At 36.0% G+C, this 22,214-nt stretch carries 24 protein-coding genes; 12 read left to right on the forward strand and 12 right to left on the reverse strand.

Annotation, left to right across the window (positions count from 1 at the left end; genetic code table 11):
* Positions 1 to 4: 4 nt before the first annotated feature.
* The gene (locus JNUCC52_RS21645) at positions 5 to 199 is read left to right on the forward strand and encodes a helix-turn-helix transcriptional regulator (RefSeq protein WP_024362980.1); all 195 of its coding nucleotides are present in this window, start codon (positions 5 to 7) and stop codon (positions 197 to 199) included.
* A 490-nt stretch (positions 200 to 689) separates the two neighbouring features.
* Here the strand turns inward: JNUCC52_RS21645 and JNUCC52_RS21650 are convergent, their stop codons facing one another.
* The 7 genes from JNUCC52_RS21650 to JNUCC52_RS21680 form a co-directional block, all read right to left on the reverse strand.
* Positions 690 to 1,328 carry an ABC transporter ATP-binding protein gene (locus JNUCC52_RS21650; RefSeq protein WP_172772046.1) on the reverse strand — a complete coding sequence of 213 codons (639 nt, stop codon included), beginning with the start codon at positions 1,326 to 1,328 and terminating at the stop codon, positions 690 to 692.
* Between the two features lie 12 nt (positions 1,329 to 1,340).
* Positions 1,341 to 2,039, reverse strand: a complete 699-nt coding sequence (locus JNUCC52_RS21655; RefSeq protein WP_337980799.1) for a hypothetical protein — start codon at positions 2,037 to 2,039, stop codon at positions 1,341 to 1,343.
* Positions 2,036 to 2,773: a hypothetical protein gene (locus tag JNUCC52_RS21660; protein WP_337980800.1), complete on the reverse strand. Its 738-nt coding sequence runs from the start codon at positions 2,771 to 2,773 to the stop codon at positions 2,036 to 2,038. Before JNUCC52_RS21660 ends, JNUCC52_RS21655 begins: the two co-directional genes overlap by 4 nt.
* Positions 2,757 to 3,650, reverse strand: coding sequence for an ABC transporter permease (locus tag JNUCC52_RS21665; protein ID WP_172772043.1), 894 nt, complete (start codon positions 3,648 to 3,650; stop codon positions 2,757 to 2,759). Before JNUCC52_RS21665 ends, JNUCC52_RS21660 begins: the two co-directional genes overlap by 17 nt.
* A gap of 113 nt (positions 3,651 to 3,763) precedes the next feature.
* The gene (locus tag JNUCC52_RS21670) at positions 3,764 to 4,156 is read right to left on the reverse strand and encodes a hypothetical protein (RefSeq protein ID WP_172772042.1); all 393 of its coding nucleotides are present in this window, start codon (positions 4,154 to 4,156) and stop codon (positions 3,764 to 3,766) included.
* A 130-nt stretch (positions 4,157 to 4,286) separates the two neighbouring features.
* Complete coding sequence (locus JNUCC52_RS21675) at positions 4,287 to 4,679, reverse strand: hypothetical protein (protein ID WP_172772041.1); 393 nt, start codon at positions 4,677 to 4,679, stop codon at positions 4,287 to 4,289.
* A 312-nt stretch (positions 4,680 to 4,991) separates the two neighbouring features.
* A complete protein-coding gene (locus tag JNUCC52_RS21680; RefSeq protein ID WP_172772040.1) occupies positions 4,992 to 5,228 on the reverse strand; it encodes an endonuclease IV in 237 nt (78 codons plus the stop codon).
* 108 nt (positions 5,229 to 5,336) lie between these two features.
* Here JNUCC52_RS21680 and JNUCC52_RS21685 point away from each other — a divergent pair, with 108 nt between their 5' ends.
* The 3 genes from JNUCC52_RS21685 to JNUCC52_RS21695 are packed head-to-tail and all read left to right on the forward strand — an operon-like array spanning position 5,337 to position 7,386.
* Positions 5,337 to 6,083, forward strand: a complete 747-nt coding sequence (locus JNUCC52_RS21685) for a metal ABC transporter ATP-binding protein (RefSeq protein WP_172772039.1) — start codon at positions 5,337 to 5,339, stop codon at positions 6,081 to 6,083.
* 14 nt (positions 6,084 to 6,097) lie between these two features.
* Positions 6,098 to 6,961: a metal ABC transporter permease gene (locus JNUCC52_RS21690; RefSeq protein WP_172772038.1), complete on the forward strand. Its 864-nt coding sequence runs from the start codon at positions 6,098 to 6,100 to the stop codon at positions 6,959 to 6,961.
* Positions 6,958 to 7,386 carry a Fur family transcriptional regulator gene (locus JNUCC52_RS21695; RefSeq protein ID WP_172772037.1) on the forward strand — a complete coding sequence of 143 codons (429 nt, stop codon included), beginning with the start codon at positions 6,958 to 6,960 and terminating at the stop codon, positions 7,384 to 7,386. The genes JNUCC52_RS21690 and JNUCC52_RS21695 overlap by 4 nt, the downstream gene beginning before the upstream one ends.
* Before the next feature lie 67 nt (positions 7,387 to 7,453).
* On the opposite strand, the gene JNUCC52_RS21700 is transcribed toward JNUCC52_RS21695, so the two are convergent.
* Both JNUCC52_RS21700 and serC read right to left on the reverse strand, forming a co-directional pair.
* Positions 7,454 to 7,789: a hypothetical protein gene (locus JNUCC52_RS21700; protein WP_172772036.1), complete on the reverse strand. Its 336-nt coding sequence runs from the start codon at positions 7,787 to 7,789 to the stop codon at positions 7,454 to 7,456.
* Between the two features lie 334 nt (positions 7,790 to 8,123).
* Positions 8,124 to 9,212 carry a 3-phosphoserine/phosphohydroxythreonine transaminase gene (serC, locus tag JNUCC52_RS21705; RefSeq protein ID WP_172772035.1) on the reverse strand — a complete coding sequence of 363 codons (1,089 nt, stop codon included), beginning with the start codon at positions 9,210 to 9,212 and terminating at the stop codon, positions 8,124 to 8,126.
* A gap of 223 nt (positions 9,213 to 9,435) precedes the next feature.
* Here serC and JNUCC52_RS21710 point away from each other — a divergent pair, with 223 nt between their 5' ends.
* Positions 9,436 to 9,972, forward strand: coding sequence for a hydrolase (locus JNUCC52_RS21710; RefSeq protein WP_172772034.1), 537 nt, complete (start codon positions 9,436 to 9,438; stop codon positions 9,970 to 9,972).
* A gap of 237 nt (positions 9,973 to 10,209) precedes the next feature.
* Here JNUCC52_RS21710 and JNUCC52_RS21715 read toward each other — a convergent pair whose 3' ends face one another.
* Positions 10,210 to 10,716 (reverse strand): PCYCGC motif-containing (lipo)protein, encoded by a 507-nt coding sequence (locus JNUCC52_RS21715; protein ID WP_172772033.1) that lies wholly within the window; start codon positions 10,714 to 10,716, stop codon positions 10,210 to 10,212.
* Positions 10,717 to 10,796: 80 nt separating this feature from the next.
* On the reverse strand, positions 10,797 to 13,097 hold the full coding sequence (locus JNUCC52_RS21720) for a YhgE/Pip domain-containing protein (RefSeq protein ID WP_337982246.1): 2,301 nt from the start codon (positions 13,095 to 13,097) through the stop codon (positions 10,797 to 10,799).
* 191 nt (positions 13,098 to 13,288) lie between these two features.
* Here JNUCC52_RS21720 and JNUCC52_RS21725 point away from each other — a divergent pair, with 191 nt between their 5' ends.
* The 6 genes from JNUCC52_RS21725 to JNUCC52_RS21750 all read left to right on the forward strand — a co-directional run bounded on the left by JNUCC52_RS21725 (position 13,289) and on the right by JNUCC52_RS21750 (position 20,072).
* Positions 13,289 to 13,768, forward strand: coding sequence for a thioredoxin family protein (locus JNUCC52_RS21725; RefSeq protein ID WP_172772032.1), 480 nt, complete (start codon positions 13,289 to 13,291; stop codon positions 13,766 to 13,768).
* 152 nt (positions 13,769 to 13,920) lie between these two features.
* On the forward strand, positions 13,921 to 14,634 hold the full coding sequence (locus JNUCC52_RS21730) for a tetratricopeptide repeat protein (protein WP_337980801.1): 714 nt from the start codon (positions 13,921 to 13,923) through the stop codon (positions 14,632 to 14,634).
* Positions 14,635 to 14,905: 271 nt separating this feature from the next.
* Positions 14,906 to 17,077: a bifunctional diguanylate cyclase/phosphodiesterase gene (locus tag JNUCC52_RS21735; protein ID WP_337980802.1), complete on the forward strand. Its 2,172-nt coding sequence runs from the start codon at positions 14,906 to 14,908 to the stop codon at positions 17,075 to 17,077.
* A 244-nt stretch (positions 17,078 to 17,321) separates the two neighbouring features.
* Positions 17,322 to 18,503 carry an NAD(P)-dependent malic enzyme gene (locus JNUCC52_RS21740; RefSeq protein ID WP_337980803.1) on the forward strand — a complete coding sequence of 394 codons (1,182 nt, stop codon included), beginning with the start codon at positions 17,322 to 17,324 and terminating at the stop codon, positions 18,501 to 18,503.
* Positions 18,504 to 18,602: 99 nt separating this feature from the next.
* Positions 18,603 to 19,160 (forward strand): hypothetical protein, encoded by a 558-nt coding sequence (locus JNUCC52_RS21745; RefSeq protein ID WP_172772028.1) that lies wholly within the window; start codon positions 18,603 to 18,605, stop codon positions 19,158 to 19,160.
* Between the two features lie 258 nt (positions 19,161 to 19,418).
* Entirely contained in the window at positions 19,419 to 20,072 is a 654-nt protein-coding gene (locus JNUCC52_RS21750; RefSeq protein ID WP_172772027.1) for an alpha/beta hydrolase, read from the forward strand.
* 60 nt (positions 20,073 to 20,132) lie between these two features.
* Here JNUCC52_RS21750 and proC read toward each other — a convergent pair whose 3' ends face one another.
* Positions 20,133 to 20,933: a pyrroline-5-carboxylate reductase gene (gene proC / locus JNUCC52_RS21755; protein ID WP_172772026.1), complete on the reverse strand. Its 801-nt coding sequence runs from the start codon at positions 20,931 to 20,933 to the stop codon at positions 20,133 to 20,135.
* A 306-nt stretch (positions 20,934 to 21,239) separates the two neighbouring features.
* On the opposite strand from proC, the gene cyoE reads away from it, so the two are divergent.
* A complete protein-coding gene (cyoE, locus tag JNUCC52_RS21760) occupies positions 21,240 to 22,190 on the forward strand; it encodes a heme o synthase (RefSeq protein WP_172772025.1) in 951 nt (316 codons plus the stop codon).
* Positions 22,191 to 22,214: the final 24 nt, after the last annotated feature.

Consider the following 22,214-nt stretch of genomic DNA (forward strand, 5'->3'; position numbering starts at 1 on the left):
TAGCATGAAAAATATCCGTTTAAAAATGGCTCGAATAGAACATGATTTGTCACAAGAAGATTTAGCACAAAAAGTAGGGGTTACTCGACAAACGATCGGCTTAATTGAAGTAGGTAAATATAATCCGACTTTAAACTTATGTATTGCAATCTGTAAAACGTTAAATAAAACGTTGGATGAATTGTTTTGGGAAGAGTAAATTAAAGAAAACCTCCATTTTGAACTTTGTCAAAGTGGAGGTTTTACTATATTTGAGGGAAAGCAAAAGTTAAAATTACTGCATTTATGTTCAAAGAAAAGATAAATACCGCGGTTGATTTCCGCTACAGGCTGGCGCTTTCCGCGGGCACACTGAAAGCCGCAACCCTCGCTAACGCGCGGTTTGTTGCGTCTTACGTTGTGTGCGTTTCCGCAGGAGTCGCCCGCCCTCCGCTCCAATCAACTTATTAAAGTTAAAGCTTCAAAAGAATAATAAATAGAAGGAAGTGTCGAGTTACTTTTCAATGCCTTTAAATAATTGTCGCTATTTAATAGACAGAAATACTGCGGTTGATTTCCGCTACGGGCTGGCGCTTTCCGCGGGCACACTGAAAGCCGCAACCCTCGCTAACGTGCGGTTTGTTGCGTCTTACGTTGTGTGCGTTCTCGCAGGAGTCGCCCGCCCTCTGCTCCAATCAGGCAAAGAGAGGTCAGACGGGGCTTCCCGTTAACACACCTTCACGCAGTTTATATACTTGATCACATAGAGACTCAATATCGATTTTATTATGTGAAGTTAATAATATGGTAGCACCGCGCTGTTTTTCGGCGTTAATGAGGTTATATACATTTTGTACAGAATCTTCGTCCAAGCCATTCATTGGCTCATCTAATAAAATTAATTCAGGTGTTTCCATAATGCTTTGAGCAATTGCTAGTTTTTGTTTCATACCAAGAGAGTAGGCTTTAACAGGGCGTTTATCATCAGGGTCTAAACCAACTTTTGTTATTGCAGCTTTTATATCCTGGTCGGTAATTTGATTGCGTATCGCTGCTAAAAATTTTAAGTTGGAGAACCCTGAATAATGCTCTAAAAATCCAGGCTTTTCAAGGATAACACTTGCACTTTTAGGAAACGAAATATCCTGATGTAACACATCTCCGAATAATTTTACGGTTCCGACAGTCGGTTTTACTAAGCCACAAATAACGCGAAATAACATCGATTTCCCTGAACCGTTATGGCCAACGAAGCCATAGATTTTCCCTCGTTCTAGCTGAAAGTTTATATTTTGTAACACTGTCCTTCCTTTAATCACCTTAGAAACGTTTGATACTTCAATCGACATATCGTAACCTCCCTAATCGTAATCATTTTTTAACCCTATTCGAACTATGAATAAACTCAAAAGGCAAATAAATAGACCTTCCATAACTAAAATGACAGCGAACATATTTGCCTCGAAATTGCCCATTAGCCCATAATAAAAAGGAATATAAGGAGCGGATTGTTTAATACCTGCAAAAAATAGGACAATGAGCGAAATAGTCCCTATTTTTGCTGATAGCAATAATTCGATGATTTTCCATAGCAGTGCATGGCAGTACATATTGATGCACAGAAACAATGCCTGTAGAACAATTAAAAAATCAAATTGTAGCACCACATGAGCTTTTAAAAAAAGGAAAAAGCTCATGATATAAGTCATAGCGACATAGCATGCAGTGAATATAAGTAGGATTAGCAGCCGATTAAGCCAAAACCAGCTTTTTTTAGGATAGCGTAAAAGCATGTTGTATGAAAAAGAAGTGGAGCGAGGCTTCCAAATAATTTGAATTAAAAGCACATAACCAAACCATAGCAAAGTCCAGTACATCCAAGTAAGTTCCTCCACTTGTCCCAAAAGGGCAGTAAATGCTTGGCGCAATGTCATGCCATCAAAAAGTGATGTCATATAGAGTAACAATAAAGTAGTACATAATGGGTAGACGATACAAATACAACAAATTTTAAGGGCATCTTCTCGCAGTAGTTTCCACTCTAACGAAAATGTCCTCATGAATCATCATCTCGCACGTAAAAGTCTAGTTTATTGACTAAATAATGAATGGTATTGATTAACAATATCATAATGGCAACTATTATAAAGAATGTACTAATAGGTGACGTAAATTCAGTTTTATTAAAGGCAATATACACAAAGTGCTTTATATATCGATCCAACATGCCAAGAACCATAACTACAATCGCACTAATGAAGTTATTTTTGAAAAGTTGTTGGAACACGATATAAAGCAACCCGAAAATAGCCGTAACACAATAAAACATATACATAAAGTAAAGCAAGGAACCGTTTCCTTTTGGCTCAGGCACATATAATAATAGAGCACTGTAATTTGTGATATAAGGGGAAAATAGCCACTTCGCTAACGATGTGCTCAACATACTACTTCCGAAAGCAACCGCTGTAAAAAAGGCAGTCACGATAAAAACAAAGCAAATTTTATAAGTGGCAAATTGCCGTCGGTGACGATATCTTCTAAGCAATAGCCAATCATTGTCTTTAGATGAAAAGGGTGCTAATAATATTAAAAAAATAGGAATATAGAAATACTCATAAAGAGAGGCTAATATAAAGTCTTTTAGCGTATGCCATCTTGTTGCCACTGACATAAAAGGCAATACCTCAAGTAAATGTAGCGTTATCATAAAACATGCCACAATCCAAAAGAGCAATTTTTTCAAGCGAATATCCTGTCGACAATAGGTGCAGTACTTATAAAACATCTTCATGTTTCTTCATCCCAACTAAGTAAATGACAAATGTAATGGAAATTTGCAACAGAATTTCGATCATCATAATAGAGATGGAGTTGTCTCCATGTATACCTTCTGGGGCTAAAAAGTAAAAGGGAGCCCATTTTGGGTGATTGGCAGCTAAAAACCAAAGGCTAGTATAAATAATTTGCGGCATAAAAATTAATAAATAATAATTTTTAATAAACATAGATAGTGCTAGTCCCATACAAACATACGTACTAGCAAACAATCCTCCGATAATATAAAATACAGCAACATATGCATATGGAGACATGCTTAGTAAATCCGAAAAAAGAGGTTGGATATCTCCTTTAAAAGCACTTAAAACATTATCGGGTATTGCCAATGTTCCTTCAACAAACCCTTTATAGTTAGTAGCATAGGCTGTATAATCCCAGTGATTTGTAAATATATTAACAAGCACTACACCTAAACATAGTGGTAGTACGAACATAAAAAAAGCAGTTAGAAAAGTAGTAGCAAACTTTGCAATGTAATATTTTCGTCTATCCATACGCATAAAAATAAAATGTTGATAGCCGCTTTTTCTTTCGCGATAAATGGAATCCACGAGTGCAATTGAAATCAACAATGGAAAAATAAAATAATACAAATCAGATGGAAAATTATTAGTAAAACCGAGCCATTGTTTATGCGGAGATACGAAATTGAGCACTTCATCAACAATAGGTTTTTCATAGCGTTGATTAAAAAGTCTCTCTGTTAATAAATATTCTTCATTATGTTCTTTTACACCTATAAGCACAGCAATCACAACAACTAATAATAAGGCACAAATGCTAAGATAAAAGTTTTTATTTTTAAACAGCTTTTTATATTCAAGTAGCATTGATATCCTCCTATTCAAAGAATAGGGCCGTCCAGGATAGACAACCCTATCAATAAAATGCTGATAAAAGAATCACTATCAATGTTGTTATATTATAAATTGTGCATGCTAGATTATCGTGTGTCTGGATAAAAACTTCCTGAAATACTTACTTCAATAAGGGCAAATCTTGAATTTTCTGCTACTAGAGTTACATTGCCGCCAACAGCACTTTGATCTACTGTGAAGAGCCGTGTATCATTATCCGTTACTCTTGTAGTTGTTGGAGATACTTTTGCTCCTTTAGCATCCACAATCCACATATTTGCAGTGTAATTTTTATCAACTATAGCGTTTTCTACTTTTGATTGACTATTATTGTCTTTTGTTCCTGTTGCTAAACTAATATCACCTGAAAATTTCGGCAGTTCCTTCGCATAAGTGATAGCACTCGTCCCTGCACTTGCTATACCTGCACTAACCAATAAACCTAAAGCACAAACTGTTGTTGCTAGTCTTTTCTTCATAAAAAACCAACTCCTTCATTGTATTTTGCTGAAAATAAACTGAAAGCAACACAACAACATTGCAACAAAAAGATTATCTTTATGGAAATTCGATATGACAACCATCTATATATACTTAAATTCATTTATTTTATTTTGTATCTGGATAAAATCTCCCAGAAATTTCCACACTTACACGAGTTATTTTATCATTTTCTGCTACAAGAGTTACATTGCCGCCTACTGCACTATCATCTACTGTAAAGAAGCGTGTATCATTATCAGTTACATCTTTTGCAGTATTAGAAACCTTTTTCCCACTAGCATCCACAATCCACATAGTTGCCTCGTAATTTTGACCAACTATAGAATTTTCAACTTTTGAGTCACTGTTATTGTCTTTTGTTCCGTTCGCTAAATATATGTTCCTTTTAAACCCAGGCAGTTCCTTCGCATACGTGATAGCACTCGTCCCTGCACTTGCTGCACCAGCACTAACTAATAATCCTAAGGCACAAACTGTTGTTGCTAGTCTTTTCTTCATGTCAATCCAACTCCTTCTTTGTATTTTGATGAGAATAAACCATAAGCAACAAAACAACTAAGCAACAAAAAACATGACATAGAGAAAGAGTATTTTATTCTCTAATTATCAATTATTATAAAATTCCAAACTTTCTATTTTCAATATTTTTGTAAAGAAAAATCTATTTTAATTTACTAAAAAGTTCAAAAAAAATTTAAAATATAGGTAGATTTTGGAGGATATTTGTCAATGTAAGGATAAGAGGAAACAATTTTCACTATTACATAAAAAAAAGCCCGAAAGTCAAAACTGACCTTCGGGCTTACTATATTATTTAGTAAATAGTGCAATAAGCTGGCGGGAACGTTTTCTTCCTAGAACGGCTTCCACTTCACTCAGTACTTCTTTTGGAATACCTAAAAAGAGCCAAGAAAATGAGAATTGCTCAAGATAAGGTCGAAGCTTTTTTACTTCTGACGTGCTAATTTCAAAACCTTCGGCACGTGCAATGGCAACTACTTCTTTATCTGTACTTTGAGATAATTGCTGCAAAAAATGAATACTCACAACCAATCCCTCCTTTTAAGTCTTGTTTTCTTTACAAATATGGAACATTCATTTATACTTACAATTTGTAAATCGTAATGATTTTGAATTAGAAAGAAGCGATCATGCATGAAAAAAACATTAATTGACATCGATAATGTGTCATTTCAATATGACTATACACAAGTATTGAAAAATATCTCATTCCGTGTGGAAGAAGGAGATTTTTTAGCACTCCTCGGACCTAATGGTTCAGGAAAATCAACATTATTAAAAATTATTTTAGGTTTATTGAAACCAATGTCTGGTGAAATTAAGTTGTTTGGAGAGCCAAGTGCAACATTTAAACATCGTGAATGGATAGGCTACGTTTCCCAAAAATCCAATGCTTTCAACTCAGGTTTTCCAGCAACTGTACAAGAGGTAGTCATCAGCGGATTAACAAAAAAATTAGGGCTATTTAAAAGACCTACAAAAGATGTCAAAAACAAAGTATATGAGGCTTTAAAGGCAGTAGGAATGGACGCCTTTATGAATCAAAATATTGGTGAACTATCTGGTGGACAGCAACAGCGTGTCTTTATTGCACGAGCTTTAGTAAGCGAGCCAAGATTATTGATACTGGATGAACCGACTGTCGGCATCGATCATGAGAATGTGCAGTCCTTTTATGATATGCTGGCGAATTTAAATAGGGAACAAGGAATTACGATGATTCTTGTCACACATGATGTTGATACAGTTTCAAACCGAATTAGCCATGTTGCTTGCCTCAACCAAACGATTCATTTCCACGGTTACAAAGACGAATTTGATTCTATTTCTCAGGATGCGCTAGACGCTTGGTACGGCCATTCCGTGAGAAAGATTCATTAGAAGGAGAAGGCACAATGATTGAAGCAATTTTTAACTATGAGTTTTTACAAAATGCCTTTTTCTCTGGCTTATTGATTGGCATCATTGCACCTTTACTAGGTGTATTTATAGTAGTTCGCAGACTATCATTAATTGCAGATGCTTTATCCCATGTTACACTTGCGGGTATTGCTGGTAGCTTGTATGTAAGTCAATCTTTTGCTGCATTTGCAATGCTAAATCCTATTTACCTTGGCATTATAGCCTCAGTTAGTGGTTCAATATTAATTGAACGCTTACGTCGACTGTATAAGCACTATGAAGAGCTTGCCATACCGATTATTATGTCTGGCGGTATTGGAATTAGCGCGATTTTTATATCACTTGCCAGTGGCTTTAGCACCGATTTAATGAGTTATTTATTTGGCTCCGTTTCGGCTGTCTCAAGGCAGGATTTATGGGTTGTCATTGGGATTGCCATTGTAGTCATTGTTTTTTTATTTTTATTCTTTAAAGAACTTTTTGTGCTATCGTTTGATGAGGAATATGCGAAAGCTAGTGGACTACCCGCACGATGGGTTCATCTTTTATTTATGATTGTGACAGCGCTTGTGATTGCAGCAAGTATGCGTATCGTTGGTATTTTACTAGTATCTTCTTTAATGACTTTGCCAGTTGCTGCAGCAATGCGTCTTGCAAAAGGCTTTAAGCAAACGATTATCTATGCAATTGTATTTGGCGAGGTAGCGGTATTAATCGGTTTAGTAAGTGCATTTTACTTAGATTTAGCACCAGGTGGTACAATTGTTGTTACATCAATTCTTATCTTATTACTTGTAATCATAGGTAAGAAAACGATGTTAAAACTATCTGCAAAACAAGGGGAGGCAGCACAGTGAATATTTCACGAGCGTGGGAAATTTTAAAAGAAAACGGCTATAAAAAAACAGATAAACGTGAGTTAATTTTAAATATGTTTGCAGAGACGGATAAATATTTAACCGCTCGAGATTTATTAGATGTGCTGAAAAAAGATTTTCCTGGTATGAGTTTTGATACGATTTATCGAAATCTCTCAACGTTTGTACAGCTTGGCATATTAGAAGAAACCGAGTTATCCAGCGAACGAAATTTTCGCATGCATTGTGAGTCTGAACATCATCACCATCATTTCATATGTATGGATTGTGGCAATGTGAAAGAGCTCAATCTTTGTCCAATGGAGATGCTTGGTGAAAAGCTTCCTGATTATGAAATCGAAAATCATAAATTTGAAATATACGGTAAATGTCCAGATTGTAAACATGAAACCCTGTCAAATTAATATTTGACAGGGTTTTATTTATTGTGAAGGAGTAATGCTAGAAGGAAAGGGCATAAGAAGACTACTACTATCTTCTTACAATACGGATAGCATCTATTTTTTTACAGTCAATAATAAGTGGTGTTGTAGAACCTGCTTCTAGGAAATAAGCACAGCAATTTCTTGCATTAAAGCTCACGAAAGTCAAACCAAGGAAACTAAGGCCGCCTGTTAAGAAAACATCTACTACAGTGCCAACTTCTAAACATTTTAATTGCTCACAGATACAGCTTCTGCAGTGATTCATTGCTTTATGACCTTTTTCTTCTTTGCACTCATGTTGTTTCTTTTGGTGACAGTTGCAAGGTTTTTGGCATTTACAAGGAGCCCAATTCATGTGTGTAACATATCTTCTATCTTCCATTTGATACTACCTCCTTTCGTTAGAAATAATGTAAAGCTATTGCCTTACACTTATAATCTATGTTTTTTAAAAGGAAGGAGGTTGGTAATATGTCCGATAGACACTAAAAAAACTATTTTTTTCTTTAAAAAAATGCTTTGTAAGTTTATTTTATTTTGTAAATGTATGTTTGTACCAATGGAATTGTCATAGAGATAGAAGTCTATCATTGGGAAATGTGAAAGAATTTTTAGCGGAAGACGGAGGCTATAAATTAGAGAGGGAGCATAAAAATGCCATTGAATTAAAATAAACGACGAATGATATGATTAAGCTATCATTCGCCGTTGTATTATTATTGGTGTTTTTGTTGGAATGCGACCATAAAGTCACGTAGTGCTTTACAAGTTTCTAATGGAACAGCATTATATGTTGAAGCACGGCAACCACCAACTGAGCGGTGACCATTTAGACCAATAAATCCAGCTGCTTTTGCTTCAGCTAGGAATTGTTTTTCAAGCTCTTCATTAGCGACACGGAATGTGATGTTCATTAATGAACGACTTTCAGGCGTTGCGTGACCAGTGTAAAAGCCATTACTGTTATCAATCGCATCGTAAATTACTTGTGCTTTTTCTTCATTAAGTTTAGCAATTGCTTCAACGCCACCTTTAGCGTCAACCCATTTTAATACTTCACCTAACATATAAATACCGAATGTTGGCGGCGTGTTGTATAACGAGTTACCGTCTGTATGCGTTGTATACTTTAACATTGTTGGAATGTCTTTGTTCGCTTTTTCTAATAAGTCTTTGCGAATAATAACGACAGTTACACCAGAAGGGCCAAGGTTTTTTTGCGCACCAGCATAAATGATCCCAAATTTGCTGATGTCAACAGGTTTCGATAAAATGTCGCTCGACATATCTGCTACTAAAGGAACATTGCCTGTTTCGGGGAATTCCTTCCATTGAGTACCGTAGATTGTATTATTTGATGTGATGTGAAGGTATGCATCATCTTCATTAAATTGAATTTCTGACAAAGCTGGAATGTTACGATATTTATTTTCCTTCGTGCTTGCGGCTTCAACAGGAGTACCAAATAATTTTGCTTCTTTGAATGCTTTTTCAGCCCATGAACCAGATAAAACGTAGCTTGCTTTTTTATCTGCTTGAAGGAAGTTCATTGGTACCATTGTAAATTGCAGGCTTGCCCCACCTTGTAAAAATAGTACCTCATAGTTTTCTGGAATAGCATAAAGTTTTTTTAGTAGAGCAATTGCTTCATTATGTACTTCGTCGAAGATCGCACTACGGTGGCTCATTTCCATAATAGACATACCTGAATTACGGAAGTTAACTAATTGTTGTTGAGCGTTTTCTAGAACTTCTAGCGGTAGTGCAGATGGACCTGCGTTAAAATTGTATGCACGTTGTGTCAAAGTGGTACACTCCTTGTTTGTTTTGTTTAATAAAAGCACTTTACTGGATTATAACTTAATTTTCAAGAGAAAAAACAAAATTCTCAATATTTTATTTATGTAGGATGAAAATGAGCATTTTAGTGTCAGGCACGCACACAATTCGCACACAATTTATTTAAACACTACAAAGACAAAGAAATTTCGGTATACTATCGTTAAGTAATGAAAAGGGGTGTTTTTAATGTTTACAGTTGAACAAGCAAGTCTAATTGTCGTTGATGTGCAAGGGAAATTGGCAACAATTGTAGATGAAAGCGAAACGGTTATTCAAAATGTGTCAAAACTTGTACAAGGAATGCAAGCGCTGGATGTGCCAGTATTATGGCTGGAACAAAATCCAAGTCGCTTAGGGGGCACTGCGCTAGAAATTGCACAGCATCTGCCAGGCAATCCAATTGCCAAAATGGCTTTTAGTGCATGCCAAGAAGAGGACTTCATTAATGCAGTTAAAGCAAGTGGACGTACGCAATTTATTGTAACGGGAATTGAAACACATATTTGTGTCTATCAAACAGCAAGACAGTTGAAGGAACAGGGGTTTGAAGTTGAGGTAGTCGTTGATGCCGTATCTTCTCGCACTAAAGCCAATAAGGAAATAGGGTTAGATAAAATGAAGGCACTAGGCATTTTGCCAACGAGCACGGAGATGATTTTGTATGAACTTTTACAAAGAGCAGATCATACTCATTTTAAAACGGTGTTACAACTTGTAAAATAATATAAAACGCACTAAGAGGATATGTTTATAAGTATCGTCAAAAGTAACATAGAAAGCATGGACATTGGTTGTTGCATATTTGTTAGAGATAGCGACTTTTGCTTACGGGGAAGCGGCTGACGCTAAGCTGGTGAAAAGTAATCGCCAAAGTGGGACCATTCACAGCACAGCAAAAAAGTGTTAGGTTGATTGCAGTCAATCTAACACTTTTTCCTTTTCATCGATAGCTCTTATGATTTAAGCAGGCATTTCAGTTGGTGTTGGTTTGGCATAACCATTTTTGTAAGTCTCATCAATTGTTTGACGGATTTCTTTCAAGCTCATGCCATCTTTATGCATTTTTGCTGATTGCAGTGCAATTTCCAAGCATACGCCACAACGTGTACCATGATCGTCCCAGACGATTGTTCCATCTTCACGCTTTTCTTGAATGAAGCAGTTTAAATTGCTTTTATGTCCTGCGGATTCTCCACAGCCACAGTAGCAAGGCATCCACTCCAAAATATCTGTCGATTGCCCCGCGATTTGGTAAACTAAGCGAATATTCTCGGTTTGGCTATCTAAAAAAGATGGTAGAACATCAGCACCTGCTGTTTCTTCTTGAATATCTCCTGACACATGAGCATGTCCATCATGTGAAGCCTCATCTTGTGTGTCACTCGGATTTTCTTTCATTGCCTTATCTGTCCCGCAAGCACTTAATACGAGTAGTAATAACGTAAAAATGGATATTAGTTTTTTCAAAACAAACGCCTCCTACTTGTTTACAATATTTCCATTATAACATTGTCCCTGTCAATATTTATAGCAAGCAAGGACGATTTTCAATGAAATATATCTAAACCTCGTGTTTTGTTCATCAAAAGTTCCATTTTTTCGCCTAGTAATTTTTTTAAGAAAAAGCCAAACAGAAGAAAGACTAGCCAAAAGCCTAATAAGAATGCGAGGTCTACCCATACTTTTTGCCAGATGATTCCACCAACTGCTTCCCGCATCATTTCGATTGCATAGGTAAACGGTAAAAACGGATTGATTATTTGGAAAAACTTAGGTAGCAACTCGACTGGATAAGTACCACCAGAACCAGCAATTTGTAAGACCAACATAACAATTGCTAACGCCTTTCCAACATTTCCAAATACAGATACTAGCGTGTAGACTACGGTAATAAAAACAAAGCTAATAATTAGTCCAAACATAATGAAGAAGTAGGGTGCACTAATTGAAACATCTAATAGTAAAGCATCGCCAATGGTAATAATTAATGTTTGTATTAATGAGATCGTTGCAAAGGTCATTAATCGGCCGAAATAAATTTCCCGAATACTATATTGTTGATTGTCATGTATATTTACCGCAAGTAAGGAAATCAATAACAAACAACCTACCCAAATGGATAACACCGTATAAAAAGGCGTCATGGCTGTTCCATAATTCGCGATTGGGAACATTCTATGCTCTTCTAGTTGGACAGGCTCTTCAAAGAAGTTCCGTTCAGCATCAACATCGTTTTTTAATAACTGAACAATTTCAGAAATATCGGTTTCGTTTTCTAGCGTTCGTAGCTTATTAGCAAGATCAATAATTTTTTTACTTAATGTAGGGAAGTCTGACTGAATTGTCGCTATTGCCTTATTGGCTGTTACAAGTGTATTTTTAGCATTGTTTAACCGTTGCTGCGCCTGTGGAATGGAGCCTTGCACCTTTGTTAGCATTGTCGAAGCATTCGTTAACGTATCTTTTGCTGCATTCAACGTTGTATGAATTTGCGGCTCAAGATTTTCTGTATAATAGCTCAGAAACTGTTTTAAATTGTCAGCAGCATCTTGCGCAATTTTTTGGACTTCAGCAATATCGTTTTTTATCTTTTCTTCATCGATATTATTTATTTGCTGCACTTTACTTGATACATCTGTTAAAAGTGAATTTAGTTGACGCAAAGTAGAAAGTGCATCTATCGAAGAATCTGTTATTGTCGGATTTACTTGTAACGCATCTTGTATAGACTCCAATTGCTGAATGAGATTTTTATTAGCTTCAGCGGTAGAATCTTCTTGTTGAAGTGATTGAATCACATCAGTAAGTGAATTTTCAAGTTGTTTACGAGAAGTTGCGTCTGCCTGTGTTAGTTTTTGTAAAGCCTCCAATGTCTGTATACTACTGTTTACTTTGTCTAGTGAAGAGGTTAATTGTTTTTGCAGTTCGTCTTTTGACTGCGCTAATGTCGAAGTATCGGAAGTAGCACTTTGCAGCTTTTCTAAAAGATTTGTGAATTGCTGTGCGATTGTTTGCGCACTTTCTAAATCCTTTTGAACGATTGGTGAAAGCTGATTGAACAGTGTATCTGCTTCATTAATTAGCTTTAACCCGCTTTGAACAGTTGTGAGGCCGTTATTCGTAATTTTCTCTATTTCAGGAATTTCACTAATCGTCGTGTCTAATAATTTTTCAGCGTCTTTTCCACCTGTTGCCGTTTGCGCTAGAATGGACTCAATATCAGGTAAATGTTGCTCAATTGTAAAAATGTACTGTTCAAATTTTTTAAAGTCTGGAAGTTCATGTTCTATTTCAATACCAATTGTATTGAACATTGAAAAAAGGGTGCCATTGACAGTGGATATAAACTCACTCGAAACTTGTTGCGTAATAACGCCAGCCCCTTTACTAGTAATTTTAGGGGCAATCGGATTAATTTTTTCATTTACATAATAGTCTATATGCGCCTTTGTCGGTTCATCTGTCAAAATGGATGTGAGCTTCTGTGAAAAGTCACTAGGAACGATAAGAACTGCAAAATAGTCACCATTTTTTAATGAATCGAGCGCTTCTTGCTTAGGCGTAAAATACCAGGAAAAGCTATCGTTTTCTTTTAAATTGGTCATTAATTCCTTTCCTATATTTAGATCTTCTCCTTTAACGGTTGTCCCGACATCTTCGTTTACAACAGCAATTTTCATATTGGAAGTGTGAGCGTAAGGATCCATAGAGGCATAAATATTAAGCCATGCATAAAGTGAAGGTAAAAAAATAAGGCCACCAACGATAACGGCAACTACCCAGTTTGATACAATATTTTTAATATCACTTTTGTAAATTCGAAAGACATGTTGGAAAGTGTGTTTCATAGTCAAAGTTCACTCCAATTTCATTTTGAGCTTATAGTAGTATGTTCCCTTAAAAACACTAAATTATGTTTGAATAGTTGGAAAATTTAATATGAAAGACTAAATAGTTTACTAGGTTCTAAAAACACTTTATAATCAATCCCAAATACACTAAAAGTAGGGCATTTTTGTGTGAAAATGGAGGAGTTTAATTGAAAAAATTACTAATTATTGGGTCGGTTATTGTTGTATTGTTTGCAGCGATTATTGTGCTTACAAATGTCTCGAACAAAAACAAACTTGCTAGTGCGAATAATCCGTATGGAGACAAAAAGCTAACACAAGAAACAATCGATCAATTAGATGATGAAAATTACCAAAATATTATGTTGCCTGATGAGCTAGAAAAGAAAATTGAAGCAGGCGAAGATGTGAACGCATACTTCTTTAGTCCAGTTTGTGTGCACTGCCAAGCATTTACACCTGTATTAATGCCAATTGCAGATGAACTTGATGTAAACATCGCTCAATTAAACGTATATGAATATGCAGATTTATGGGATAAGTACGGTATTGAAGCAACACCAACTTTTATTCGTTTTGAAGGTGGTAAGGAAGTAGCACGCTTTGTAGGTGCTTTATCCGAACAAGATTTACGCTCTTTCTTAGATAAAGAAGTGTTAAAAAAATAAGCATATAGGAGACTAGTCCAATGGGAATATTGGACAGTCTCTTTTTTTTGGCATAAGATGAGCTCATTTTTATAAAACATAGTTTGTTTACGATATGGAATATGTATAATGGATACTATAAAGACTGTAGGTTTAAACTGGAGGAAATTTGTATGACAATGGATGATTACTTTTATAATGGAGAGTTAATGAAATGTTATGAAGCCGCTTTGCAAGTACAAGAAGGACCCGAAAAGGCGTTAGCTATTAAATATCTAACTTTGCTAGAAGAGTACGATTTTGCTACATTACCAAAGCCAACAGTTTTAGTAGAAACACAGCATGCTGAACGCGCGAATGAAAGTTACCCTGAATCCGATGCTGTTGCAGAAATACGTGCGCTAAAAGATGAAGCTACATTCTCTAAACGTGTTAAAGAACTAGAGCACGTAGCTAGAACAGGAACAGCAGATGAAAAAGCACTATCATTTTTTACTCAGGGGGAGCTATTTTTATTTGCACATCATTATAATGAAAGTGTCCATTGCTTCAAACAAGCAGTTAAAGAAAATCCGAACAAGGCTGTATTCTGGGGGATAACAGGACAAACAATGCATCGTTTTGGTTGGATGCCTTTTGATGCACTTGCTTATTTAGAACAAGCGATTAATTTAGATCCAACAAATGCACGCTGGAAGTGGAATAAAGCACTTGTACTCATTCAACTTGCAAAAGATTTACAGCTCGCTCCCTTTATGGCCAATGCAGCGATTGTATTAGAAGAAGCGATTGCTGCTTGCGGCGAGCAGCAGCGTTCATTAAAAGAGGCTATTCAAAATACAATTGATAATATGGATAGTTATGTATTCTCATTAACGCATACTTAGAAATATTTATTTTAAGACTGAAGACAACTCATAAAATTCGAGTTGTCTTCAGTCTTTCGGTTTTTATTGGAAAACTACTAATATTGAAGGGGATTTTAATAGGAATTTAGTAATTCTATAAATTTTTCATCCGTGCTCAATAAAGACTATAAATAAAATTTTCTTTTGATTGAAATTTAGGTATATCATGGTAATCTATTAGTAGAATATTAGCTTTACATTATATATAGATAATGAATTACTTATGGGTAAAGAGAAGGTAGGTGTCATCTTGTGGGAATTAAATAAACAATATTCTTTTGTGAGGCAAGGGATTCAATACATTATATACTCCATTGTTATTCTGCTAATTATCGGTTACTGGAGTGAAGAATTTTACGCGATTTTCGGAAAAAACAATTATGTTTCCATTCATTTGCTAATGGAAATTCTTATTATTGTAGTAACGATGACCATTGCCATACAGTCGTGGTTAACGACACCATATATTTTATCGAATAAGACTTTATACATAGGTGCTTTGTTTTTAACTTGTAGTTTTATTGAAGTAGCTCATGCACTTGCCTATAAAGGAATGCCATTTTTTATTACGGAGAGTTCTAGTTATGCCGCAACATGGTTTTATATAATTGGTAGATTAGTTTTGTCTTGTGGAATCCTAGGCATTTTTTGCCTAAAGGAAAAACCTATTCAAAAAAATACATATCGATGGTTTATTTATAGTACACCATTATTTGTCATTGTTGCTTTACTTATGCTGATCTACGCGCCGAATCCTGTACTACCACCACTTGTTATTGATGGTGTTGGACCAACAACTTTGAAAACTTCATTGCAGTATGTCGCAATTGTTTGTCACCTCGTCATCATGTACATATTGATAACTAAAATCAACAATGCACCTAAAATCATTTTTTTATTACTAGGAAGCTCTATTTATTTAATTATTAGTGATATTCTTTTTACTATATATCGGGATGTCTACGATATTAAAAATTTTTTAGGACATATTTTTCAATTAAGTTCATTTTATCTCCTTTTTAAAGCAGTGTATTTCTCCTCCATAGAAAAGCCGTTTCGGGAATTATTAGAAATGCAAAAACATCTGGAAAAATCCAGAGAAAAGATGCATCACATGGCTTATCATAATGAAGTGACAAACTTACCAAATGAACGCTTTTTAATGGAATCACTGCAAAAAAACTTATATAAAACTAAAGGCAATAAGGCTATTTTAGCTTTAGAAATCGAACGGTTTTCAGCGATTAAAGCTTCACTGGGCAGCTCATATGCAGATAAATTGCTTAGTATGGTGGCACAAAGGTTGAAGGATAGCTTACCTGAAAAATATTTACTAAGCATGCAACGAGAAGATTGTTTTATCGTTTTTCTTGATGAGGCGAAAAGTACACAACAAATTATGCAGCTTTGTAAACAGCTACAGGTGGCTATGCTGGAGTCTTTCCAAATCCAGCATTTTTCACTAAACGGGAATTTAAATATAGGAATATCTTTATTCCCCACAGATGCCTATAAGGAAGAGGAACTTGTAAGGTATGCTGTTTATGCAATGCATGAAGCTAGCAAAGTGCCATCACGCATATTATTTTATGAAACGTCAATGTCGAGCGAAATTACAGAGAAACTTATTTTAGAAAATGATTTACATCATGCAATTGACAATAATGAATTATTGTTAGAATATCAGCCACAGGTTGATTTACAAACAGGGCAAATTCTCTCTGTTGAGGCATTGGTCCGTTGGCAACACCCTCGTAAAGGGATAATTTCACCAGGCGTCTTTATTCCAATTGCGGAGGAGTCAGGAATAATTATTCCGATTGGGCAATGGGTGTTAGAAACAGCATGTCAGCAAGTGAAGGAATGGGAGAGAGCTGGATTACCGCCCATCAAAGTAGCAGTCAATCTGTCATTAGGTCAACTGTTTCAGCAAAATATAGTGGAGATGATTCAGCATGTCCTTGAGCAAATAGAATTGGATCCTCAATATTTACAACTGGAAATTACAGAGAGTATGACAATCAATATAGATCATATGACGATGATTTTACATCAATTAAAGGCACTTGGTGTAACAATTGCTGTAGACGACTTTGGGACAGGTTACTCATCGTTATCCTATTTAAAGGATTTTCCAATTGATTGTTTAAAAATTGATCGTTCCTTTGTTCAAAAAATTCAAAGCGATGAAACGGATAAGGCATTAGTTGATATGATATTATCGATGGCTAAGCATCTCCGTTTAAAAGTAGTTGCTGAAGGAATTGAGGAAGTAGAGCAGCTTAATTACTTATTGGCAGGTCATTGTGAAACAGTTCAAGGCTTTTTATTTAGTAAGCCATTACATCCATCTTCTTTACAAGAAAACTATCAGATGCTCCAGCATAATGCACAAAATATTTTAGAGCAATTACATGTCTAATTGTAATGAAACAAATGAAAAAGTGTTAGATTGATTGCAATTCAATCTAACACTTTTTTGTGCTGGTGATGTCCGCTAGACGCAAGTCTTCGCGAAAACGTCTACATTATAAAGTATTCAAGAGCTTACTAATACGTTTTGTATTAAATATGTAATTTTGGTTAGTACTATAACGTATGCTATTTTGTCATTTTATAGGGGCGTATTTTTGTAGGACAAGGAATGAAAGATAGGAGTTTTGCCGATGGATATTATGCAAAAAGCAATAGAGCTGCACAAAGAAGCACGAGGGAAAATGGAGATTGTTGCAAAGGTGCCAGTACAGGATACATATGATTTAAGTCTTGCTTATTCACCTGGCGTTGCACAACCTTGTATTGAAATCAAAAAAAATCCGCAAGCAGTTTACGATTACACCATTAAAGGAAATTTAGTTGGCGTTGTTACGGATGGGACGGCAGTTCTCGGTTTAGGTGATATCGGTCCAGAAGCGGCTTTACCTGTAATGGAAGGGAAAGCAATTTTGCTGAAGCGTTTTGCCAATGTTGATGCTTTTCCTATTTGTCTTGCAACACAGGATGTCGATGAAATTGTTAGAATCGTTAAGGCGATCGCTCCTACTTTTGGCGGTATTAATCTTGAAGATATATCAGCACCAAGATGCTTTGAAATCGAAAATCGTCTTCGTCAAGAATGTAATATTCCAGTATTCCATGACGATCAACATGGAACGGCGATAGTAGTAGGAGCTGGCTTAGTTAATGCAATGAAAATTGTTAACAAAAAACCAGAGGACATGAAGGTAGTCATTAATGGAGCAGGTGCTGCGGGAATAGCGATTTTACGTATTTTACTACAATTGGGATATAAAAATGTTGTGATGTGTGATACAAAAGGAATTATTTATAGTGGTCGAAAGGAAGGGATGAATAGCGTTAAAGATCAAATTGCAAAAATCTCTAACCCGCTAAATTTAAAAGGGACATTAGAGGATGCCATTGCACGAAGTGATGTGTTTATTGGTGTATCAGTTGCCAATTTATTAACAAAAGAGCATATTGAGTCAATGAATAAAAATCCGATTGTTTTTGCTCTAGCAAACCCTAATCCAGAAATCACTTATGACAATGCAAGAGCATGGGGCGTTCGTGTCATGGCAACAGGTCGTTCAGATTATCCTAATCAAGTAAATAACTTATTGGCGTTCCCAGGAATTTTTAGAGGTGCGTTGGATGTCCGCGCTACGGATATAAATGAGGCAATGAAGCTAGCAGCAATAGATGCCATTGCATCATTAGTATCTACCAAGGACTTATCTGAAGAATTCATTATCCCAAAATCGATGGATGAGCGTGTAGCAAGCATTGTTGCAAAGGCTGTTGGAGATGCAGCAATTAAGTCAGGTGTATCAGAATTATTTCACTAACCTTATAGCCAAAGCTAAACGCTGTCCATTTCTTTCTATTCAACAATCATGGTATGATAGGAAAGAAATGATTTGTTGAGATAAGGACGGGTTTTTATCATGGCACAAGAAGTAGCGAATAAATTTATAGAAAAAGTATGTAATCATTTAGTACGTAATATGAATATTGAAAAGGTTGAGCAGCACTTTAATCAGACGATTGCTATGCAACGCCAATCAGCATTATCTAAAACAGAATTTTGGGATATGTTGATGGTGAATATGCTGTATTTCACTGATAATGAGCAAGTTTGGGAAAAAGAACTTATTAATATGCTAGAGAAAAAACAATGGTTAACACCAGCAGTATTGGAAGAGGAATTACTTATGCATCAGATGCGCATTCGCCAGCAAGTAGCTGAACGAATGGAGATGGCGAAAGAGTTGTTTCATCAACAATACGAAACAGATGGCCTAGCAGAAGAAGATATTATTTATGATTATGCTTATAGCTCTGCTGGCCATTCAATGCGTATGGACTTACTGACAGTGCTTGTATCAACACCTGAGCAATCAAACGTATTATTTGAAGCTGACCCACAGGAAACGGTGCGCATCATCAACGGTTATATTGCCTACCATACAGACGGGTTAATTTCGAAAACAAACTTAAAATAGAGTGCCTGGCACCCAAACAATTCTGAATTTTATCCACTTTGAACTTGCGGGAACCCACGCAATGTAAGCCGCCCCAAGCCGTGCGTTCGCGACGGTTGCGGCTTACGTCGTGCCCACAACAAGCAAAGTGGATTTTCCTATCTAAGGGGAGTGCCAGTCACTCAAACAATTCAATGCTATATAAAAAACAACATCTGTGCAGGATAATCGCGCATTATGATAAAATAGGACTGAGTTTACTTGAAAGGAATTATGTCCATGAATACACCATTCACTTTTAAACATACACAGCCAACAAATATGGACCCAACTAAAAAATATCCAGCTATTTTTTTATTGCATGGAATGGGTAGTAATGAGGATGATCTACCGCAATTAGTACAAGAATTTCAAGGCCAATGTCATATAATTAGCTTAAGAGGTCCTATTACGCAAAAGCCTGGTTATGCGTTTTTCACTATTCAGGAAGTTGGAAAACCAGATCGAGCTATTTTTGACAAAGTGTTAATTGCTCTACAACGCTTTATGTTAGAAGCAATTGAAGAGTTCCAAATTGATCCTCACAAAGTTTATGTTCTTGGATTTAGTCAAGGTGCGGTTTTGGCACAGTCATTAGCTTTTGTGATGGGCAATTTAATTACAGGCATTGTCGCATTAAGCGGATACACGCCAAAATTTGTCACTGAGGAATATGCGATCCGTACAGTTAATCATTTACATGCCTTTATTTCTCATGGCGATTATGATTATGTCATTCCTTCGCAATGGGGTGTTGAAAGTAAGGAACTATTTGAGCAATTCGGTGCTTCTGTTACATTCAGACAATATCCAGATGGTCATGGTGTTACACCGGAAAACAGACAGGATTTAGTGATGTTTTTAACACAACAATTACAAGAGAACATTCAGTAAGGATAGAAAATAAAAGGCATTGGGAAGAATCTTCTCAATGCCTTTTACTATTTTCTTTTATTATTTAGAAAGACTGCGATCCTTATCCGTTACAGCGGCAACTGCATCGTGGATTGTCGTTTCGAAATGATTGCTTTGCAAGGAAGAGACACCTTGAATTGTTGTGCCGCCTGGAGAGCAAACTTGATCGACAAGTGCCCATGGGTGTTCTTTTGATTGTAAAATCATTTTCGCACTGCCCAGTACGGCATTCGCTGCAATGTCAAGTGCCATATTTTTAGGCATCCCTTCACGCACAGCTGCTCGCGCTAATGCATCTATATACATATAGGTGAAAGCGGGTGAAGCCCCTCCGATTGTCGTAAATATGGAGAATAAGTGTTCAGGTACTTCAATAATCGTGCCAATTGTTTCAAATAATGTTGTAATGAGACGGAGTTGTGAATCTGTCACTTGCTCATTTGCCGTGTAGCAACTTGTTGAAGCACCGATTAGTGCATTAATATTTGGCATAACGCGAATAATTGGTGTGGACTCTGAAAGGTAGCCTTGGAAGTAGTTAAGATTTTTACCAGCAGCAATCGATACAATCATGTGCTTTTCTTGTAAATAATTTTTAACTTCTGGCAAAACATCAGGAAGCATTTGTGGTTTTACACCTAAAATAATGACATCACATTTCACCATGAGTTCCTCGATGGAAGTTGTCGGTTGTATGCCATAAGAGGTTGCAAGTTTAGTTGTTTTAGATTTTGTACGATTATAGCCATATATATAAGAGGAATCAAAATCACCACTATTGCACATTCCTTTTATAATGGCTGTGGTCATATTACCTAGACCAATAAATCCGTATTTCACGTGTTAGACACTCCTTCAATTAAATAGAACATACTTCATAGTATAGAGTAGATTGTTTTTCTTGAATAGTATTATGCAGGAAAGAAGGCAATTAGGTTCAAATTCATGCTAGTCGGTGGTATCATAGAAGAAGTTGTGAACTGGCTTAAACCTATTTCATTCATGAAATCATGTACTTTATGTGAACTTTGAGACATAGTCACCCTAAAAGAGGTAAAATAATAATTTGATATGTAGAATGCAAAAAATGTCTCTTTCTATCGAAGGACACATATAGAAATTATAATAGAAAAGGAATTAAGAGGAATGGAACAAAATCTAAAAACGGATCAAAATCCACAGACTGTAGAAAAGACAATAGAGAAACATTCACTCTCTAATGTTTTAGCACAAACAGTTAAAACAGGTATTATTAAATCCAATTTAATTCCTATGTGGGCTGGCTTGACGCTAGGGATGTATAAAAATAAAATGACGCTTTTGGACAATATACCAGAAATCATTTTTGCAACAATAGGTTCAGCGCTTGTAATCGGTGCTGCTGGTGCGTTTAATAATGTGTATGACCGTGATATTGATGCCATTATGCCACGTACGAAAAGTCGTCCTACAGTAACAGGTGAAATGTCAGCAAAAGCAACGTTAATTTTAGCAATTGCTATGCTAATTGTTGGAATAGGTGTACTAGCACTAGCATCACCACTAGCTGCATTATTTGGCTTTATTGGTGTCTTTTTATATGTTGTACCATATACAATGTGGACAAAACGTCGAACAATTTATAATACCGAAGTAGGGAGTATTTCAGGCGCTGTACCACCTTTAATTGGTTGGGCGGCTGTATCTTCAGATATTACACACCCAGCTTTAATGGGTCTCTTTTTTGTTATGGTCATCTGGCAAATGCCACACTTTTATGCCATTGCCATTCGTAAGCATGCAGATTATGAAGCGGCCAATGTTCCGATGTTACCTGTCATTAAAGGGATGCGTCGTACTTATTACCAAACGAACTTTTATTTAATTTTGCTCATATTATCAAGCTTTTTATTCGGTTCGTTAAGTAAGGGGATTATGCTTGTTGCACTTATATTAAGTGTCGCATGGCTCGCAATGAGTATTTACGGTTATCATAGCAATAAAAATCAAGAGAAGTGGGCGACTAAAATGTTTGTTTTCTCACTATTGCATATGACGATTCTCTTCTCAACAGTAATTATTTATTCGCTAGCTGGGGTTATATTTAAACTATATTAACTGTAGCTATAGGTGAAATAAAGA

Origin of the sequence: Lysinibacillus sp. JNUCC-52, assembly GCF_015999545.1 — a bacterium.
Classification (GTDB): Bacteria; Bacillota; Bacilli; order Bacillales_A; family Planococcaceae; genus Lysinibacillus.

What these genes read in the sequence shown, in the direction of transcription:
- JNUCC52_RS21700 (WP_172772036.1), bottom strand. Translation starts at nt 7,789, where the DNA reads ATGGAAGATAGAAGATATGTTACACACATGAATTGGGCTCCTTGTAAA.
- JNUCC52_RS21710 (WP_172772034.1), top strand. Translation starts at nt 9,436, where the DNA reads ATGTTTACAGTTGAACAAGCAAGTCTAATTGTCGTTGATGTGCAAGGG.
- JNUCC52_RS21665 (WP_172772043.1), bottom strand. Translation starts at nt 3,650, where the DNA reads ATGCTACTTGAATATAAAAAGCTGTTTAAAAATAAAAACTTTTATCTT.
- JNUCC52_RS21750 (WP_172772027.1), top strand. Translation starts at nt 19,419, where the DNA reads ATGAATACACCATTCACTTTTAAACATACACAGCCAACAAATATGGAC.
- JNUCC52_RS21745 (WP_172772028.1), top strand. Translation starts at nt 18,603, where the DNA reads ATGGCACAAGAAGTAGCGAATAAATTTATAGAAAAAGTATGTAATCAT.
- JNUCC52_RS21690 (WP_172772038.1), top strand. Translation starts at nt 6,098, where the DNA reads ATGATTGAAGCAATTTTTAACTATGAGTTTTTACAAAATGCCTTTTTC.
- JNUCC52_RS21645 (WP_024362980.1), top strand. Translation starts at nt 5, where the DNA reads ATGAAAAATATCCGTTTAAAAATGGCTCGAATAGAACATGATTTGTCA.
- JNUCC52_RS21655 (WP_337980799.1), bottom strand. Translation starts at nt 2,039, where the DNA reads ATGAGGACATTTTCGTTAGAGTGGAAACTACTGCGAGAAGATGCCCTT.
- JNUCC52_RS21670 (WP_172772042.1), bottom strand. Translation starts at nt 4,156, where the DNA reads ATGAAGAAAAGACTAGCAACAACAGTTTGTGCTTTAGGTTTATTGGTT.
- JNUCC52_RS21660 (WP_337980800.1), bottom strand. Translation starts at nt 2,773, where the DNA reads ATGAAGATGTTTTATAAGTACTGCACCTATTGTCGACAGGATATTCGC.
- JNUCC52_RS21650 (WP_172772046.1), bottom strand. Translation starts at nt 1,328, where the DNA reads ATGTCGATTGAAGTATCAAACGTTTCTAAGGTGATTAAAGGAAGGACA.
- cyoE (WP_172772025.1), top strand. Translation starts at nt 21,240, where the DNA reads ATGGAACAAAATCTAAAAACGGATCAAAATCCACAGACTGTAGAAAAG.
- JNUCC52_RS21675 (WP_172772041.1), bottom strand. Translation starts at nt 4,679, where the DNA reads ATGAAGAAAAGACTAGCAACAACAGTTTGTGCCTTAGGATTATTAGTT.
- JNUCC52_RS21685 (WP_172772039.1), top strand. Translation starts at nt 5,337, where the DNA reads ATGAAAAAAACATTAATTGACATCGATAATGTGTCATTTCAATATGAC.
- JNUCC52_RS21720 (WP_337982246.1), bottom strand. Translation starts at nt 13,097, where the DNA reads ATGAAACACACTTTCCAACATGTCTTTCGAATTTACAAAAGTGATATT.
- JNUCC52_RS21730 (WP_337980801.1), top strand. Translation starts at nt 13,921, where the DNA reads ATGACAATGGATGATTACTTTTATAATGGAGAGTTAATGAAATGTTAT.
- JNUCC52_RS21740 (WP_337980803.1), top strand. Translation starts at nt 17,322, where the DNA reads ATGGATATTATGCAAAAAGCAATAGAGCTGCACAAAGAAGCACGAGGG.